Source organism: Paenibacillus sp. DCT19 (assembly GCF_003268635.1).
GTDB lineage: Bacteria > Bacillota > Bacilli > Paenibacillales > Paenibacillaceae > Paenibacillus.
This window is the reverse complement of sequence record NZ_CP029639.1, coordinates 5,500,086-5,518,131: the sequence shown is the minus strand read 5'-3', so window position 1 is coordinate 5,518,131 and position 18,046 is coordinate 5,500,086. Positions and strand designations below refer to the sequence as shown.

Below are 18,046 nucleotides of genomic sequence, written 5' to 3'. Positions count from 1 at the left end.
GAATAACCTTCCGATCGCTGTTATCCCCAGATTTTTTGATCCCCCTTTTTTAAAGGGAAAATCCGGGATAAAGGCGAACGCTATGCTTCTTCATGTTATTTCTGTCCTCTCCGTTTTTTTGTGTAAATTTGTTTTATATCATGTAGTATAAGCAAGTGCGGTGTGTTAGCACTTGGTAAAAAGATAAAGATCCCTCCGCCGGTTGGTGGAGGGATCTATTGCTATCCACTTACCTTAGGCAGGGGTGACCTAGCCGAATAAGGGAAAGCTTTCTTTTGCAGACAGAACAAACGTATTGATGGTTACCTTCCCTTATTGCCTCGATTATCGAAGCGGTTGTACGGGAATGGTGTGCAGATGCTCCTGCGCGATCTGAATCAGTTCTTCCTGCTTGGCAGGTTCTGTGTTCTTCCAGATCATTTCGAAAATGGCGCCAAGTCCAGGTAAAGCTGCCTCAGGCCCGTCAACGGAACCTTCAATCATCTCTCGGAGCTGATCATCACTTTTGTCATGAACCTTATGAACAATCGCGTCACGCAGGCTTAATGTAATTGGCATCGCAATTCCCTCCTCGTATATTCGGCTGCTCTTATACTCTTCCCTGGGAAGCGTGAGCGCATTCAAGTTTGTTAGGCTTTGTGGTATACTACGAAGGATTATTTAAGTAAGTATGGCATGTATTTATGATCTTAAGAAGTATCAAAATAATGTGTAGTGCTGAAGTGCAGCGGGAGGGTAAAATCCTAATGGCAAAGAAACAGTATGCTGTGATTGGCATGGGACGATTTGGATCAAGTGTAGCCAATGTATTAAGTGGTATGGGATTCGATGTGCTGGCAATTGATGCAGATGAGCAACGGACACAGGAAATGTCTAATGTGGTGACCCATGCTGTCTCAGCCGATTCTACAGATGAAGAAGCGCTACGTGCGCTGGGCATACGAAATTTCGATGTTGTCGTGGTGGCAATTGGTGAAGATATTCAGGCAAGTATCCTGACTACGCTCATTCTGAAGGATATGGGTGTGCCAGTTCTTATTGTAAAAGCTCAAAATGAGCTCCACGGTAAAGTATTACAAAAAATTGGTGCGGACAAAGTCATATATCCTGAACGGGATATGGGTCTGCGTGTAGCGCATCATCTAACCTCACCAAACATACTAGATTATATTGAGCTGTCTGAGGACTACAGTATCCTTGAGATGAGAGCCTCTGAGCAAATGATCGGAAAAAACTTGCTCGAGCTAAACATTCGGGCACGGTTCGGTTGTAACGTGATGGCGATTCGTAGTGGTAATTCGATGAACATCTCTCCATATGCCGATGATCGGATTGAGGATGGGGATGTATTGATCATTGTAGGGCATAAGGATCATCTGACGAAGATGGAACTGGCCTATCCGAAGTGATGAGATGGGAAGGATGGAAAGATGGATATTGTATCACCGCAAAATGCACGTGTGAAGGAATGGGCTCAGTTGCTGGAGAAAAAGCACCGTACCCGTCAACATAAATATATTATTGAAGGCATTCATTTGGTTCAGGAGGCGCTCCGCGCTGGCGCTGATCTAGAGTGTATCGTCTATGATGGAGAGCAAGGCGTACCGTACGAACTTGCGGGATTCGAAAACCCACTTCAGAAGGTTGAATGGGTTAGTGTAACACCTGCAATTATCGCCAAATGTACGGATACGATGACTCCGCAGCCCGTATTTGCGATTGTTCGGAAGTCCAAGGAACCGATGCAGAATCTACTCTCTGAGACGAGAAATCTGGTCGTTGTATTGGATAACGTACAAGATCCGGGCAATGTGGGAACGATTATTCGTAGCGCTGATGCCGCAGGTGCGGCTGGTGTTGTGCTGGGAACAGGCTGTGCGGACGTCTATAACCCGAAAACAATTCGTTCGACGATGGGCTCATTGTTTCATTTGCCAATTGTTGAAGGATCACTGGAGACGTTGCTGCCTGAAGCCAAGGTGGCTGGTGTGAAGCTTGTGAGCACATCTTTGCAGGCAGAATACTCGTGTTATAGTTATGATTTTACGCAGGCAGTGTGGCTTGTCATTGGTAATGAGGGTAAAGGCATCTCGGAGTCCACCGCACGGTTAGTGGATGATGCCATTACGATTCCCATGCAAGGACAAGCGGAGTCGCTGAATGCAGCGATGGCTGCTACCGTTCTGTTGTTTGAGGCGATGAGGCAGCGGTTGGTTTAGGAAGTAGTTGTAGTGTGACATTGTGGTTTATAACATCAATTGAGACTAGTTATATCGTCCAATGAGATAATTTATAACATAAAAATGAGACTCATAAAATGCTGTTTATCCAGTAATAGCGCCGTTAGATTGAATCGACCATCGTATTTTACAAACTACTGTTTTAATTTTTTTTGATTTGGATTAAAAGTGGATAAGTGATTTCTTATATTATGATGTGAGACAAACTTCCTTGGGTCAAACTTAATAATTTTTCGCTAACCTTGCACAGTCCTAATTTTCATCTTTTAGGGCTGCTCTTTTTTGTTTAATTACTTTTTGGGATAGAAGGTGGAACAAATGACTAGCATAGGAGAAAAGTTAAAATATATAAGGAAATTAAACAAACTTAATCAAACAGAATTCTCACAGATGATCGGTGTTTCACAGGGAGCATTAAGTGAGCTAGAAAAAAATAAATACAAACCATCAGTAGATACTGTAATCGCATTAAAAAAGAAATTTAATATTGATTTGGAGTGGTTTATCTTTGAGGATGATTTAGATAAAAGTAAACAAGTTTTTAGTGTTCAATTAGATGATTTCGAATCAAAATTTATAGCAGATCTTAGAAAGCTGAATAAGAATGATAAAGAAGAGTTAGAAGGTATTTTAGATTTAAAATTAAAGTACAGATTGAGGAGTAAAGGGAGTTTATAATTGCTTAGAGAATTAAAAGTGATTTATTCGCTCGGTGTTTTCTTGTCACACTTTTCAATCTCGTTTCATCGACCTTATTCAGTTCTCAATAATAACTAAGCTACTATTATGAGGACAAGTGTCTACCATAATTTTAAGCAATGACGTTTTGCAATCTCCGTTGGAACCAAGCAATCCATAAATCAAATCTTTATTTAGTGGGACCATTCACCATCTGCTAATTGAAGTTACTTCAGGGCTGATCGACCTTATAACCTATAACCTAATGAATCCAAGAGCGGTTATTTCGACTATAACGCTCAAAGAAGGATTCAAAGGCGAATACCACATTCGACATTGGCAGCGATGCCAGAAAGCAGAGGATTGGGGATTGGATCTCGACCCATTCAACATGCGGAAGAGCAAGCAATCTCACAAAGGTTATCATACTAGCTCCCTGACAGTAAAAAAGGAGGATCACCTTGCGGCAAAATTGAACACCAAACTTGGATACGAAATCACTTCTGAGATTAATAAACACTCCATCTCAATGTATTGAATGGTTAAACAACTCACATAATATGGACTTGGAAAAACCAAATCAAGGTAGGCATGCATTTATCATGAGGAAGTCTCCCCCTCGTTAAATGACATGTCTGTTCTTATTTATGACTACTGAAAAGTTAAAACCAAGTGTTCACACTGGAAAAAAATTAGGGGAATGCCCGAATGGACATGTACCAAGGTACATACCTTCAGCAACAATTCATTATATAATGATTGAACCAAAGTTAAGAGGTGATTCATGTGAGTAAGACAAACGAACCGTCAAGTTTTTTGAATTCGGGTATTGCTAACGATGATGATAAGATAGCTTCTACACGTATACCCGTCATTGTATGGGTGATCATTGTATCCCTCATTACACTTGTGTGGCAAACGATGGCTGCGCCTTTGTTACTACCAAGTGTGTTTTTCGGCGTAGTCATGTTGATACATATATATCTATACTGGCGTGTAAATGACATCATCAAACATTCCAGATTGATATATGTAGTAATCCAAGGAGGATTAATTTTTGGTAGCGCTATGATGATGCCAGACGGTTTTCCTGCCGTGTTGATTGGTCTAATTCCTGTATTAATTGGGCAGACGATAACGATCTTTTATGAAACAACGAAAGTAGTGCTCATTGCTTTAAGTTTATATTTCTGCTTCATTATGAATATTTACCTTTCAAAAGGTGCGCAAGAATTAGCTGTATTAATTCCGCTTCTGTTACTTATGATCATTGTTGTCGTAGCATACGCTTTTCTGTTCTATAGGCAAGTCAATGCAAGAGTCAGGACACAGACTTTTTTGTTGGAATTGGAACTTGCTCACCAAAAAGTTGAGGAACTTACGCTTGCTAATGAACGACAGAGGATTGCCAGAGATTTGCATGACACACTTGCCCAGGGTTTAGCGGGAGTCATTATGCAATTAGAGGCTGTCGATGCCCATCTAAGCACGGGAAGAACCGAACGAGCTCATGAGATTATTATCAAATCGATGGGACAAGCTAGAGAGACCTTGGCAGATGCTAGAAAAGCAATTGACAATTTAAGAAGCAGGGCTACTCCTTCGATTGATTTTACTGAAGCAATGAATAATACAATTGATCGCTTTGTTATAGCCACCGGCATCAAAACCGATATCACTTGTCAAATCAACAAACCTATATCTGGTTTTAAGATGGAACATATTCTTCATATAGTGAGTGAATCGCTTATGAATGTAGCTCGACACGCCCAAGCGGATCATGTCAATATTATCATTGAGGAACACTGGAAAGGTGAGCTCCTAGTATATATTCAAGATAACGGAAGAGGATTTAATGCGGAAAAAATAGGTAAGCAATCCGGTCATTATGGGCTAATAGGAATTCATGAACGTGCACGTTTGATCGGGGGACAAATTCAAATAGAAAGTCATAATCTAGGAACTGTTATTAAGTTAATTCTACCCTTTTCCCATAGGAGGTAACAATAATGAAAAACTCGGTTTTAATTGTTGATGATCATTGGGTTGTAAGAGAAGGCCTCAAGTTAATTTTAGAAACAAATGATAAATTTTCTGTAGCAGGCGAAGCTGAAGAAGGTATAGCAGCTTTACAGCTGATGGAGGATCTCAATCCTGATGTTGTTTTACTTGATCTAAATATGCCAGGTGGTCTAGGTGGACTGGACACTTTGAAGAAGATGCATGAGAAAAAAATTCAGATACCAGTGATTATCTTGACTACATACAATGAGGATGACCTGATGATCAACGGTCTAGCGCTTGGTGCAAAAGGTTATCTTCTTAAAGATACAAGTCGGGAAAATTTGTTTCGTACTTTAGAATCAGCACTTCGCGGTCAAACATTATTACAACCTGAAGTAACAGCGCGTGTATTTTCATTCAGGGAAAGGGAACCTGTCAGCAACGTCAAATCAGAGAGAAATACGTTGTTAACCGAGAAAGAATTAATCATTCTTCAAGCCGTTGCACGTGGAATGCGTAGCAAAGAAATTGCGTTTGATATGGGTGTTACAGAAAGGACAATAAAAGCTCATCTAACTAATATTTATAATAAGCTAGGGGTTGATTCACGATCTGAGGCTGTTGCTGTCTCAGTGGAAAATGGAATTCTTCACTTGTAAATTTCTTAAATAAAAAATCGAAATTCTTTTCTGTAATCTTTAAATGTATGAGTGAATAAATAGGTTGAAATTATAGGAGTGGAATAAAGACAGTGATATCTACTATACAACAATATCAACCTTAATTCCCCAGAATAGGTGAAATTCATATTTCAACCAATGCTATTCATTCTATTTTTGATCATTTAACACAGCAGGTATATGGTATCAAATCGATATCTCCAGGAATCATTGGAAATATTGCTAAAATTATAAGTGCTAAAAGTTTTTACAGGGGAGTTGACATTAAGATAGATCATTCAATTGTAATGATTCAGTTGAGTGTAATTGTAGAATATGGTTGTAAAATGCATTTAGTTTGTCGCGAATTACAGAACTATTTACAAAAAAAATGGAAGAATTAACAGGTCTTTATGTAAGTGAAATTCAAGTTCAAGTAGTGGGATTATCAATTTAACACAGTATTTTTATTCAAACAGTGCGCCTCGTATGCAATTTCCGAGGGACGTACTGTTTTTTTACTAATTAAAGAAGGACTCTAACCAATTTTATGATTCTAAATGTGTAACTGTGTACAATATTGGATTGATAATTACTCAATATTCCCTCTCGTTCTTCCCAAAAGTACATATGCTTCTTGCCCTTTTGTACGATTCATTAATTATTCTTCCGAGTTATGATGAATCCATGAGCTCGTCCTTAAAACGAACTCAAGATATGGGAATTGAGAGGGGAAGTTATTACACATGGCAAAATTATTATTCCGACTAGGCGAATGGTCGGTTAGAAAAAGTAAGATGATCATTATAGGAGGCATTGTTTTATTGATCTTACTTGCTTCCATTGGTTTAGGAAAGGGTCCTTCCTTCACTGGTTCAATGACGATTCCAGGTACTAAATCTGAACAAGCAGCAGATGTACTAAAAGCGGAATTTCCCCCTTCAGCAGACGAAGGACAAATTAGATTGGTTTTTAAGGCAGAGCAAGGCACCTTGGAAACGCCAGCTAATAAAAATTTGATTAATAAAGCACTAAAGAATATGGAAACAGATTCTGGGGTAAAATCCTTCCTTAGTCCTTATGATGGGTATACATTAAGCGAGGATAAAAAAATTGGTTATGCAGATGTCACTTACAAGTTACCTGCAGCAGAAGTAACCGAAAAATCCAAAGAACATGCACTTAAAGTTGCAAATTCCTTGAATGATAAGGGTATCCAAACAGAACTTGCTGGCAGTGTTGTCCTGTCCGAGCTTGAAGTTGGAGGTACATCAGAGGTCATTGGGATCTTGATTGCTTTCATGATTTTGGCATTCACATTCACCTCATTTCTTGCAGCTGGTCTGCCGATTCTAACTGCTGTAATCGGACTGGGAATTGGACTTATGACGATTATTATAGGTTCGAATTTTGTGTCGATGTCCTCATTCTCCATTACACTTGCAGTGATGCTTGCACTCGCTGTAGGCATCGATTATGCTCTGTTCATCATGTCGAGATATCGCCAGCAGCTTGCAGAAGGATTCGAACGCCATGTAGCAATAGCTCAGGCTAATGCAACTGCAGGTAGCTCTGTTGTATTCGCAGGCCTGACAGTAATCATTGCGCTTGTGGGTTTGTCGGTTGTGCAAATTCCGTTTATTACGACGATGGGGCTAGCAGCTGCAGTAAGTGTTTTTGTCGCAGTAATCATTGCTGTAGTGTTCGTACCTGCAGTACTCGCAGCGGCAGGAGAACGAATCAGCCCGGCACGTGAGAACAAATTGCTTCGCAAATGGTCAGGAAACAAAAAGAAACATAAATCCGAAAATTTTTGGGGCAAAGTTGTAACAAGAAAACCGTGGTTGACGGCCATTTTATGTATTGTTATTTTAACGGTTTGCACACTTCCGTTCATGCATATGCAGCTTGGATTACCTGATAATGGTCTAAAGTCAACAGAAACAACAGAGCGCCGTGGATATGATCTGCTTGCAGAAGGATTCGGTGAAGGGTTTAATGGCCCTCTAATTATTGTTGCCAAAGCAGCTGGGAGCTCTGATCCTCAGGCTGATATTGCCAAATCTACTGCATTTATTGAGAAGCTAAAAGGTGTAGCTAGTGTGAGCCCGATTATTCCAAGTCCTTCGGGTAATGCAGCCATTATCAATGTGTTACCTAAGACAGGTCCGCATGATATTCGTACTACAGAACTTGTAAAGTCCATTCGGAATCAAGGAGATGCAATCTTTAAAGAGGATAAAGTTCAAGTTCTTATTACTGGAACCACTTCCGTTAACATTGATATTTCAGAGAAACTGTCTGAAGCCTTGCCTAAATTTGCCTTATTAATCGTTGGACTTGCATTTGTATTGTTGATGATGGTATTCCGCTCCATCTTGGTTCCAATCAAAGCTGTCCTTGGATTCCTCTTTACCCTGGGTGCTACACTTGGTTTTGTTGTGTGGGTCATTCAGGATGGCTATTTGGGTAGTCTATTCGGAATTCCAGAACCTGGGCCTGTCTTAAACTTCCTGCCGATTTTGATTACGGGTATCCTGTTCGGTCTTGCGATGGACTATGAGGTATTCCTTGTGAGTCGTATGCGTGAGGATTACAGCCACACCGGAGATGCACGTCAATCTGTTAAAAGTGGTATGACGCACAGCGGACCAGTTGTTACCGCAGCTGGACTTATCATGATTGCTGTCTTTGCCAGCTTTATATTTGCAGAAGATACCATTATTAAATCCATGGGACTTGCTTTAGCTTTCGGTATATTGATTGACGCCTTTGTTGTTCGAATGACACTGGTTCCAGCGATTATGACGATCCTGGGTCGGAGTGCATGGTATTTGCCGAAATGGTTAAATCGAATCTTGCCGAATATTGATGTTGAGGGAGAGTCGGTAATGAATAGCCAGAAGAAATCGGAATAAGGAGGAGGGAATATGGCTAAGGTTCGCATATTTGCGGATAGCATATCGGATATCCCTCAGGAATGGATCATGAAATACAACATTGGCATTGTGCCCTTGTATATTGTATTTGAAGACCAATCGTTTCTCGATCGCATCGAGATAGATACCCATGAAATGTACAGAAGGGTTGAGGAATCTGGCAAGTTACCAAAGACTGCAGCACCTTCACCTGCTGATTTTATTCGAATATTCAGTCCTGCAATTGAAAATGGAGAAGATGTACTGTTTATCAGTATGTCTTCTGAGTTATCATCTACTTATCAGAACTCATTAATTGCAGCGCGAGAATTTCCGGCTGGTCGAATCACAGTAATAGATTCATTAAATGTATCGGCTGGAGCAGCCATGATTGTCCTCTTGGCTACAAGGGCTGCAGTAGAGGGACAAAGTGCACTAAGTATTTCAGAGAAAATTCATCAGCTGAGAGATGAAGTACAATTAAACGTACTAGTAAATGGACTTGATTATTTACATAAAGGCGGAAGAGTAAGTAATCTACAACATTTAGTCGGTAGTATCCTTCGAATCAGGCCAATCCTTTATGTAAGACAAGGCCGCGTTTTCTCTGGTGTGAAATACCGTGGGAACAAAGAGCGAGTTCTCCGTAAACTGCTAGACAGCATACTTTCACATATTCACCGTATTGATCATGATCAGGTTATCATTGCCCATACTTTGGAGGCAGAATCAGCAGAATGGGTTAGAAATATAATCCTTGAAGAAACCTGTATACGTGATGTATTTATTATTGAAGGTGGCTGTGCGATCTGTTCTCACAGCGGTCCACACAGTCTCGCAATCAGCTTCATTATGAAGTTGAGTTAGTTAATGAATTCATTTATTCAAATAAGAAGTTACCCCTGTGGTGACTTCTTATTTGATATTCAGATTTTCAATTTAACTGAACATTAAATCTTAAATTAGAAAAGGAAGATTCATTTAAGACACAATGTCGGCAGAAGCACAGTGAGATGTCATGAATTAGGTAGATATAATTTCTGAATTATGATCAAATTAATAAGAGTAGGCAGTTATGGTTACTAGATACTACCGTCCTACTTTCAATACATAGGAGGAATAAAAATGGGTATACATTTTCCTCGTTTTTCATGGAACTCGATTCGTTTCAAACTGGTTGTGGGCTTGTTTGCTGTTACATTACCGCTTATTACTCTCCTTATCTACAACAATCGCTATAGTATTGATGTGGTCCGTAACCAAGTAGCTATCTCTAACAAGAATTTGATCTCTTTATATATGAACCAGATTGATGACCGGTTAGAACTTGCCGAGAAGAATATACTCGGACTGGCAACAGTTAATTATGATATTCAGTCTATGAATGCACCAAATTCCGAAGATGAATATCAAATAGCGAAGTATAATGCTTCCTTCAATCTATCTAATAATATGTATTTATACAAATCAATTGATTCATTTTTTGTTTTCAAACCTGAACGTCAAGATTTACTGAATATTTCGCAATCCTCAGTATCATTTCAAGAACGTATAGAAGTAGAGGATAATCTGATTAAACACTTAAATCATTTATCTAATTCGTCCCAACTGATAAGCAACTCCTGGTATATCCGAAATATAGGAGGTCACAGTTATCTCCTCCGCGTCACTAAAGCAGACCATTTATTTATCGGAGCTTGGGTTAATGCCAATACACTACTTAGCCCCCTTAGTTTAATAGATCTTGGGAAAAACGGTACTGGGCTCCTCATAACTTCTGAAGGGAAACCTATGGTTCGGACGGATATAAATCTTGAACATATTGATCTTACTAGAGGATTCCAACATTATTATCTAACAGGTGACAAAGATAACTTGATGATTGTCGGCCAATCTTCTAAAGAGGGTGAGTTTAGTCTGGCTGCAATCATACCCAATGATCAGATTCTACAGAATCTGCCTATGTTATCATGGCTAATCGGTTGGATCTCATTTTCTGCCATAGGACTAGTGCCAGTAAGTCTATTTTTTCTACATCGCACCTTGTTAGTGCCTTTAAACCGTCTCATTGCAGTCATGAATAAAATTAATAAAGGCTTATTACATGTTCGCGTGGAGAATTACAAAACTTCCGACGAATTTTTAATGGTATACCACACTTTTAATAAGATGATTAAACAAATTGAGAAATTAAAAATTGATGTGTATGAAGAACAATTGAGTAAGCAGAGAATCGAACTTCAGCACCTCCAGCTTCAGATTAATCCTCATTTTTTTATGAATTCATTAAATATTCTATATAACTTGGCTCAAGTGAAGAATTTTGCTCTTATTCAAGACATGACTCTATGCCTGGTTCGCTACTTCAGGTTTATGTTCCGAAGCAATCTTTCCTTTGTAACGCTAACTGAGGAACTTGAACATGTCCGCAATTATGTTCGAATCCAGGAATTGCGTTTCCCAGAACAAGTGACTTGTACTATAGAATATCCTGAAACGTTAAAACATTTAAACATCCCTCCACTGCTCATTCAAACATTTCTTGAAAATTCAATCAAACATAGCGTTACTTTAGAGGAACCTTTGCATCTGTCGGTCATACTTGAATTACGAGAAACAGGTTTAAATCCATTTATTGAAATCATTATTAGAGACACGGGTAGAGGATTTCCAGAAGATGTTTTAACACAAATTCGTTCGGGAAACCGAATCGTTGATGAGAAAGGTGACCACATAGGCATATGGAATGTTAAGAAAAGGTTACTTCTACTATATGGTCAGAATGCGTCATTATCCTGTTATAATGGCTTTCCACAAGGCGCTGTAGTAGTGGTTCGACTTCCTTACGCTGAAGAGATTTAGAAAGGTGGTTTCTATCATGATGTACCAGTTAATTATTGTTGATGATGAGATACATGCTGTCGAAGGGATTCGCCTGGGTATGGATTGGAGTAAGCTGGGAATTGATAAAGTTTTAACGGCGCATACGGTTAAGCAGGCAAAAGAATTGTTTGAGGAAGAGCGTATTGATATCATGCTCTGTGATATCGAGATGCCTCAAGCATCCGGTTTGGAGTTAGCCCAATGGGTTCGAGAACGATTTCCTCAAACAGAAACTATTTTTTTAACGTGTCACGCTGATTTTGACTATGCCAAGCAGGCGATCCGATTAGGAAGTTTAGATTATATTTTAAAGCCTGTACCATTCAATGAACTGGAAAAGGTAATCCTCAAAGCAAAAGAAAGGATTCACAAAGAAGCAGAGTTTATTCAAATCAGTCAATTTGGGCAATTCTGGTTCCAGCTTCAACCGATGTTAAACGAACGGTTCTGGCAGGATATTTTGAATCAAACTATTCCATCCAATCCACAAGCTCTGAGTCTCGCTGCTGCAGATCGAAATATTGAATATCTAGCTGAAATGTTATTTTTACCAATCTTGATTAACATTCAAAGATGGCATAAATCCCTAACCTTACGTGAGGAAAAGATATTGGAGTATGGTCTTAAAAATTCTGCTGAGGAAATACTTCTTAAGTCAAAAAAAGAAGGATTGGTTATTGCGCTAAGCAATAGAAGAATCCTTACCATACTATCTTTAGAAGAAAAAGAGGATCTCACAGCCGCATTAGAGCAAGAAGGGCAACGCTATGTTGAGGAATGCAGTCATTATTTTTATTGTGACATCTCATGTTATATTGGACAACCTGTTCATGGTCATGAAATGTTGGATATGGTGAACAAACTCAATGAATTGGATCGCAATAATGTTGCGTACAACAATAAGGTGTTTTTCCTTTCTAAATCTCAAAATAAATCCTCATATTATGAGCCCGCAAATATCAAGTTATGGAGTGTTATGTTAGCTAAAGATTTATTTGATGAAGTATTAAGTGAATCTACCCAGTATTTAAATGGTCTGGATAGAGGGATTCTAAACGCCGATCTTTTGAACCGAGTCTATCAGGACTTTCAACAGATGATGTATTTTGTACTACAAACAAAAGGAATTCAAGCACATCAATTATACAGTGATCCCTTTTCACAGCAAATGATTTTGAATGCTCCTCGTTCCATAACCAATTTACTTGAGTGGGTTGAACACGCTTTAAAAAAAGCAAAAGAATATGTACATTCGCTAGAACAATCATTGACTGTTGTACAGAAAGTAATGCAGTTCATACAACTTAATATTTCAAAGGATATTTCCCGAGAAGAAATTGCCAATCATGTCTTCCTTAATCCAGATTACTTAACACGTATTTTTAAAAAAGAAACAGGCATTGCTGTATCTGATTATTTGTTTCAAGAAAGGTTACGGATCGCCAAAGAACTCTTGATAAAAACGGATATGCAAATCAGTGCAATAGCTTCACATATTGGATATGTGAATTTTTCTCATTTTTCACGGATGTTTAAGAAACATACCAATATGAACCCGAATGAATTTCGCAATACACATCAACATCCAAAACTAGAATTATGATTAGCGAAGTGGAAGAGAGCACATACTCTAGCTGTGCAACTATATAGTAATATTTTTATAAATGAACCAGTCAAGTTTACGCTTGGCGGGTTCATTTTATTACTCAAGCTGATGGACTAATCATGGTCGTTAAATGAATATTGAAAGGTCGTACAAACAGCAGAATTACAGGAAAGCTTTCTGTAAACTACAAGTACTCACTTCTGAACACCACACTTTTAAAGGTCTTCATAAGTAGAGAAATAATCATGAGGGGGAACAGTTATGAAAAAGAAATTGAAGTTATTCAGCTTGCTGGTACTAACCTCCGTGTTGCTATTATCTGCATGTAGTAGCAGTGAGAACAGCAGTATCAATCAGGGTGAGAGCAATAATGAAGAAGTGACTGAACTAAAGGTTGCATTTCCTATTTTTGGTGCACTCCCGAAAGATATGCCTCTGATTGAAGGTGCCGTTAACGCATTGGCCCAAAGAAAATCAACGTGAGGGTGAAATTAATGCCCATTAGCTTTTCCAACTGGATGCAGCAAACGAATTTGATGTTCTCCAGTGGTGAACAACTTGATCTTATGCCAAGCATTTATAATTACAGTCAGTCCGTTCTACAGGGGCAATTGATTCCGCTAGTCGAGCTATTAGCAAGCCATGGACAAGGAATTGTTAAGGCTCTGGATCCTGCTTATCTAGATGCCTCAAAAGTTAAAGGGATTATTTACGGTGTACCAACATTGCATGAAATGGCTATGATTAACGGAGTATCCATGCGAAAAGATATTGTTCAGAAGTATGATGTCGATACTAGCAAAATGCAAACCATTCAGGATCGCGAAGAAGTGCTGAAAACAGTTAAAGCTGGAGAGCCCAATATGGCATCTTTAATTCCGTCTACTGTAGGTGCGTCTATACTTAATAATTACAAAACATTTGATGAACTAAGCAACACTATAGGTGTTCTCCCAAATTACGATAATAATTTAAAGGTAGTTAACCTATATGATACTAAAGAGTATGCTGAACGCGGATTCTCATTTCTAACCAGTGCACATCCGGCAGCTCTAATTGAGACAGCTAGGTCTAATGGTATGGAGATGAAAGTTTACAAATTCACATAGCCCTACTGTTTCCACAACATCTCAAATAACAAACACGATGTGGGGAATCACTGTGAACTCCAAAAACCCGGATAAGGCGATGGATTTTCTGAATCTGATGTACTCTGATAAAGACATTGCGAACTTACTGATATGGGGTATTGAGGGGGAAGCATTATGATATCAAATCTGGTAATGTTATCGACTTCCCTCAAGGTGTTGATGCTCAGAGTTCGGGATACTATATGAATATGGGTTGGTTATCTGGTAATCAATTCATAGAACACGTCTGGAAAGGGACTGACCCTGAATTATGGGAGAAAGTAAAAGAGTTTAATGCATGGGCTACGAGATCAAAAGCATCGGGCTTTACTTTTGATTCATCGACAGTTAAGACTGAGGTAGCATCTATCGGAACCGTTATTACTCAATACGCGCTTCCACTTGAAACAGGGAGTTTAGGCCCTGATAAAATCCTGCCTAAATTTATAGAAAGCTTAAAAGCAGCAGGCATTGACAAGGTGATTGCAGAGAAGCAAATGCAGCTTGACGAATGGACGCAAGAACAGAATTAACTGTAACGTCAACGTCTCAATAGATCGAAATGAAAGAAGGGAGTGTTGCATGATGAAAGGCAGACTAAATGATGCAAGAAGGACACTATGGAAATATGGTTCCCTTTACTTAATGATGTTACCCGGAGTTGCTTATCTGATCATTAACAACTATATGCCTATGTATGGAATAAGTATTGCATTTAAAGATATTAATTTTGCTAAGGGGATATGGGGTAGTGACTGGAATGGTATGGATAACTTCAAGTTTTTATTTTCATCGTCCGATGCATTCATTATTACCCGTAATACCATTCTATATAATGCAGCTTTTATTATTATCGGACTTATTGTTGGAGTGGGAACAGCTATTCTCCTGAATGAAATCAAGAATAAGCTGGCAGTCAAGTTCTATCAAAGTGTTTTGCTGCTGCCTTATTTAATTTCTATGGTGCTGGTAAGTTATCTGGTGTATTCGTTACTAAGTGTGAATGTAGGGCTAATGAACAAGACGGTCCTACCGGCCTTAGGCATAGACTCTGTATCTTGGTATAATGAGCCCAAATTCTGGCCATTCATATTGGTCATCGTAAACTTATGGAAGGGTATAGGCTTCTCCTGTGTAGTGTACCTTGCAGCCATTATTGGTATTGATAAGGAGTACTATGAGGCAGCCAAGTTGGATGGCGCTAGTAAATGGCAGCAGATACGTAAGATCACAGTTCCATTAATAACACCAATTATTGTCATGATGACCCTATTAAGTATAGGGCGTATTTTCTACTCAGACTTTGGACTGTTCTACCAAGTGCCCATGAATTCAGGTGCCTTATACAGTACAACTAATGTTATTGATACGTATGTATTTCGCGCACTTATGCAGCTTGGTGATATTGGGATGTCTGCTGCGGCAGGATTGTACCAATCTGTTGTAGGTTTCATCCTTGTCATTCTTTCAAATTATACTGTTCGAAAAATTAACAAAGAAAATGCGTTGTTCTAGGAGGTATTGTAATGGCTAAAGAAGAACGTTTTTGGCATTGGGGTTCTAATATTATTTTGATCTTGTTGTCTCTTGCTTGCATATGTCCATTCCTGCTTCTTGTAATATCCTCATTAACTGATGAGCAATCTATTATTCAACAAGGCTATTCCTTCTTCCCGGAGACATTTAGTTTTGCAGCTTATGAATATATATGGCAGCAATCCTCTCTCATTTTTAATGCCTATGGAATCACGATTTTTGTTACCGTAGTTGGAACTGCATCCAGTTTACTTATTACTTCAATGCTAGCTTATCCTCTTTCAAGACCAGATTTGCCTGGTGGAAAATTTGTAGCATTCCTTTTGTTCTTTGCTTTGTTATTCAACGGAGGATTAGCTCCAACTTACATCATATATACTCAAATATTCCATCTGAAAAATACACTTGCAGCTCTCATTATTCCAGGGTTATTAATGAACGGATTCAGTGTACTGATGATGAGAGGTTTTTTCATGACGACCGTACCAGCCTCTGTTTTGGAGTCAGCAAGTATAGACGGGGCTCGAGAGTTTACAATTTATCGCAAAATCGTGTTACCGCTTTCATTGCCTATATTGGCTGTTGTGGGTTTGTTACAAGGACTTATGTATTGGAATGATTGGTTCAATGGTTTGATTTATCTGACGGATCCTGAATTATACAGCTTACAAACCGTGATGAATCAACTAATGAGTAACATTCAGTTCCTTTCCAACAACAGTTCAGTAAGTTCATTGGCAAGTGGCTCCATGCAAGAGCTTCCAACAGAGGCCTTCCGCATGGCTATTGCCGTAATCAGCATTGCTCCCATTATGATAGCCTATCCCTTTCTACAGAAATATTTTGTCAAAGGTTTAGCTCTGGGAGCGGTTAAAGGTTAAGCGATATAGCAGTACTTGGACTTTCAATCAAAGGCTCATCATGTTCAATACATGATGGGCTTTTGATTTTATTAAAGATGTTGTCCACCCTAATTTACTCTTCATCGTCGTTCACAATGTTAAATTTGTTCTTGTCTCTGTATTTTTTTGGTGTCGAGTCTGTATGTTTTTTAAAGATCTTAATAAAATGGGCTTGATCATAAAAATTCAATTTAGCTGCTATTGCAGTAACAGGTAGTTGGGTTAATTCCAACATTTTTTTTGCTTCTTCAATTTTTTCTGCTTGAATGAACTGGGTAATCGTTACTCCCGTTTCTTTTTTGAAGAGCTGAGACAAGTAATTTTCCTGTAAACCGACCTTTTTTGCCAAAACAGATAAAGTAATATTTTCATATAAGTGGTTAAAAATATAATCCTGGCAAGATGCAATGGACTTGGAGAGATTCTTCCGTTTACTGTTAGAAACCCGATCAACAAAGTCTATTAATGCATCGCCAATGGCAGCAACTACCGCACTGTATTCACGAAGATCTTCGATATGCTGAATATGAAGATCGCTGAGAGTATAAGCGATCTCCGGATATAGACCTCCTTCAATTGCAGCTCGCGCAGCGAGTGCAATCGAATAGATACCAAGATTTTTTATCCTTCGCAACTGGTTATAGTTAGACAGAATACCAGGGCCATCGTAATTAGCTGTAAGTGTCATTTGATTAAAGGCAGTTTTATCACCGTTTTTAATAGACCTTAACAGCTGTTTCTCAATATTAAATACACCACTGAATTCGAATGATTCCCGTCGGTCGGAAATAACGATCTCGGCAAGTTTACTTGAATCAGAGTCAGGCTCAAATCGAAAATGCTTTTCCATAATATCAGTGATATCAAGCATGATTCCATTCAGTAGATGGTGTACCAAAATTCCGATATGATTAAGACGTTTTGTTGAGAAGAGAGGTAGTTGTAGCAAGTAAGAAGCCCATTCAGGTGTTACGGTGTAATCACATTCTCTAAGTAGATCGTTAATAATTTCGTTGTTCATGGAGATCACGGTAGTAGGTCCCATAACGACGATTGCCTCCATAACACGATCATGAAGTAACGGAACAACGATGAAGGATTCTCCTAAAGGAGTTGTATGAATATTGGGGATAAGCAAAGGCTGAACTTGTTGCTTCAGAAGCCCAACAAGCTCGGAGTGATGGTTAAAAAGGGGATTAACCTGTATGCCTTCATGGAGGTAAGATATAATTTCGTCACTATCATCCATCCAAGTGTAACAGATAGGTAGTTGTAAGCTCTCTAGCAATAACTTACATGAATTATGTAACCGCTCATCATTTTGAACTGATCTCATTCAATTCACATCCTACAAGTCCATTGATTTATACTTTTTTAATAAGAATCATACCATAAACAATACATATTTAATATTAGAATTAGTGTTAGTGTTAGTTTCATAACTTAAACGAGGTGATTAAATTGGCTTTTACAGAAAACTCAAAATTAAA

General features: G+C 38.7%; 17 protein-coding genes. 15 read left to right on the top strand and 2 right to left on the bottom strand.

Annotation, left to right across the window (positions count from 1 at the left end; all coding sequences use genetic code 11):
- Positions 1-324: 324 nt before the first annotated feature.
- Positions 325-558 (bottom strand): small acid-soluble spore protein SspI, encoded by a 234-nt coding sequence (gene sspI, locus DMB88_RS25115; protein WP_056698227.1) that lies wholly within the window; start codon positions 556-558, stop codon positions 325-327.
- Between the two features lie 188 nt (positions 559-746).
- Here sspI and DMB88_RS25110 point away from each other — a divergent pair, with 188 nt between their 5' ends.
- From DMB88_RS25110 to DMB88_RS25045, 15 genes are all read left to right on the top strand, one after another.
- A complete protein-coding gene (locus DMB88_RS25110) occupies positions 747-1,409 on the top strand; it encodes a potassium channel family protein (RefSeq protein WP_128103525.1) in 663 nt (220 codons plus the stop codon).
- Positions 1,410-1,430: 21 nt separating this feature from the next.
- Positions 1,431-2,219 (top strand): TrmH family RNA methyltransferase, encoded by a 789-nt coding sequence (locus tag DMB88_RS25105; RefSeq protein ID WP_128103524.1) that lies wholly within the window; start codon positions 1,431-1,433, stop codon positions 2,217-2,219.
- A 339-nt stretch (positions 2,220-2,558) separates the two neighbouring features.
- Positions 2,559-2,918, top strand: coding sequence for a helix-turn-helix domain-containing protein (locus tag DMB88_RS25100; RefSeq protein ID WP_128103523.1), 360 nt, complete (start codon positions 2,559-2,561; stop codon positions 2,916-2,918).
- Between the two features lie 786 nt (positions 2,919-3,704).
- On the top strand, positions 3,705-4,922 hold the full coding sequence (locus DMB88_RS25095) for a sensor histidine kinase (protein WP_254438338.1): 1,218 nt from the start codon (positions 3,705-3,707) through the stop codon (positions 4,920-4,922).
- Between the two features lie 5 nt (positions 4,923-4,927).
- The gene (locus DMB88_RS25090; protein ID WP_128103522.1) at positions 4,928-5,581 is read left to right on the top strand and encodes a response regulator; all 654 of its coding nucleotides are present in this window, start codon (positions 4,928-4,930) and stop codon (positions 5,579-5,581) included.
- A gap of 134 nt (positions 5,582-5,715) precedes the next feature.
- Entirely contained in the window at positions 5,716-5,985 is a 270-nt protein-coding gene (locus DMB88_RS32210; protein WP_128104605.1) for an Asp23/Gls24 family envelope stress response protein, read from the top strand.
- Between the two features lie 342 nt (positions 5,986-6,327).
- Entirely contained in the window at positions 6,328-8,499 is a 2,172-nt protein-coding gene (locus DMB88_RS25080) for an MMPL family transporter (RefSeq protein WP_128103521.1), read from the top strand.
- A gap of 12 nt (positions 8,500-8,511) precedes the next feature.
- The gene (locus DMB88_RS25075) at positions 8,512-9,366 is read left to right on the top strand and encodes a DegV family protein (protein WP_128103520.1); all 855 of its coding nucleotides are present in this window, start codon (positions 8,512-8,514) and stop codon (positions 9,364-9,366) included.
- A gap of 258 nt (positions 9,367-9,624) precedes the next feature.
- Entirely contained in the window at positions 9,625-11,361 is a 1,737-nt protein-coding gene (locus DMB88_RS25070) for a sensor histidine kinase (RefSeq protein WP_128103519.1), read from the top strand.
- Positions 11,362-11,377: 16 nt separating this feature from the next.
- Positions 11,378-12,985, top strand: a complete 1,608-nt coding sequence (locus tag DMB88_RS25065; protein ID WP_254438337.1) for a response regulator transcription factor — start codon at positions 11,378-11,380, stop codon at positions 12,983-12,985.
- A 264-nt stretch (positions 12,986-13,249) separates the two neighbouring features.
- Positions 13,250-13,471: a hypothetical protein gene (locus tag DMB88_RS25060; RefSeq protein WP_128103518.1), complete on the top strand. Its 222-nt coding sequence runs from the start codon at positions 13,250-13,252 to the stop codon at positions 13,469-13,471.
- Between the two features lie 11 nt (positions 13,472-13,482).
- The gene (locus tag DMB88_RS31540) at positions 13,483-14,097 is read left to right on the top strand and encodes a type 2 periplasmic-binding domain-containing protein (RefSeq protein ID WP_254438336.1); all 615 of its coding nucleotides are present in this window, start codon (positions 13,483-13,485) and stop codon (positions 14,095-14,097) included.
- A gap of 230 nt (positions 14,098-14,327) precedes the next feature.
- On the top strand, positions 14,328-14,651 hold the full coding sequence (locus DMB88_RS31535; protein ID WP_368028220.1) for a DUF3502 domain-containing protein: 324 nt from the start codon (positions 14,328-14,330) through the stop codon (positions 14,649-14,651).
- A 49-nt stretch (positions 14,652-14,700) separates the two neighbouring features.
- Complete coding sequence (locus DMB88_RS25050) at positions 14,701-15,633, top strand: ABC transporter permease (protein ID WP_254438334.1); 933 nt, start codon at positions 14,701-14,703, stop codon at positions 15,631-15,633.
- Positions 15,634-15,644: 11 nt separating this feature from the next.
- On the top strand, positions 15,645-16,535 hold the full coding sequence (locus DMB88_RS25045) for a carbohydrate ABC transporter permease (RefSeq protein WP_128103517.1): 891 nt from the start codon (positions 15,645-15,647) through the stop codon (positions 16,533-16,535).
- A gap of 94 nt (positions 16,536-16,629) precedes the next feature.
- On the opposite strand, the gene DMB88_RS25040 is transcribed toward DMB88_RS25045, so the two are convergent.
- Positions 16,630-17,892, bottom strand: coding sequence for a helix-turn-helix domain-containing protein (locus DMB88_RS25040; RefSeq protein WP_128103516.1), 1,263 nt, complete (start codon positions 17,890-17,892; stop codon positions 16,630-16,632).
- Between the last annotated feature and the right edge of the window lie 154 nt (positions 17,893-18,046).

Coding starts and splice junctions, on each gene's coding strand:
- sspI (WP_056698227.1), bottom strand. CDS start 558: ATGCCAATTACATTAAGCCTGCGTGACGCGATTGTTCATAAGGTTCAT.
- DMB88_RS25110 (WP_128103525.1), top strand. CDS start 747: ATGGCAAAGAAACAGTATGCTGTGATTGGCATGGGACGATTTGGATCA.
- DMB88_RS25105 (WP_128103524.1), top strand. CDS start 1,431: ATGGATATTGTATCACCGCAAAATGCACGTGTGAAGGAATGGGCTCAG.
- DMB88_RS25100 (WP_128103523.1), top strand. CDS start 2,559: ATGACTAGCATAGGAGAAAAGTTAAAATATATAAGGAAATTAAACAAA.
- DMB88_RS25090 (WP_128103522.1), top strand. CDS start 4,928: ATGAAAAACTCGGTTTTAATTGTTGATGATCATTGGGTTGTAAGAGAA.
- DMB88_RS25080 (WP_128103521.1), top strand. CDS start 6,328: ATGGCAAAATTATTATTCCGACTAGGCGAATGGTCGGTTAGAAAAAGT.
- DMB88_RS25075 (WP_128103520.1), top strand. CDS start 8,512: ATGGCTAAGGTTCGCATATTTGCGGATAGCATATCGGATATCCCTCAG.
- DMB88_RS25070 (WP_128103519.1), top strand. CDS start 9,625: ATGGGTATACATTTTCCTCGTTTTTCATGGAACTCGATTCGTTTCAAA.
- DMB88_RS25065 (WP_254438337.1), top strand. CDS start 11,378: ATGATGTACCAGTTAATTATTGTTGATGATGAGATACATGCTGTCGAA.
- DMB88_RS25060 (WP_128103518.1), top strand. CDS start 13,250: ATGAAAAAGAAATTGAAGTTATTCAGCTTGCTGGTACTAACCTCCGTG.
- DMB88_RS31540 (WP_254438336.1), top strand. CDS start 13,483: ATGCCCATTAGCTTTTCCAACTGGATGCAGCAAACGAATTTGATGTTC.
- DMB88_RS31535 (WP_368028220.1), top strand. CDS start 14,328: ATGGGTTGGTTATCTGGTAATCAATTCATAGAACACGTCTGGAAAGGG.
- DMB88_RS25050 (WP_254438334.1), top strand. CDS start 14,701: ATGATGAAAGGCAGACTAAATGATGCAAGAAGGACACTATGGAAATAT.
- DMB88_RS25045 (WP_128103517.1), top strand. CDS start 15,645: ATGGCTAAAGAAGAACGTTTTTGGCATTGGGGTTCTAATATTATTTTG.
- DMB88_RS25040 (WP_128103516.1), bottom strand. CDS start 17,892: ATGAGATCAGTTCAAAATGATGAGCGGTTACATAATTCATGTAAGTTA.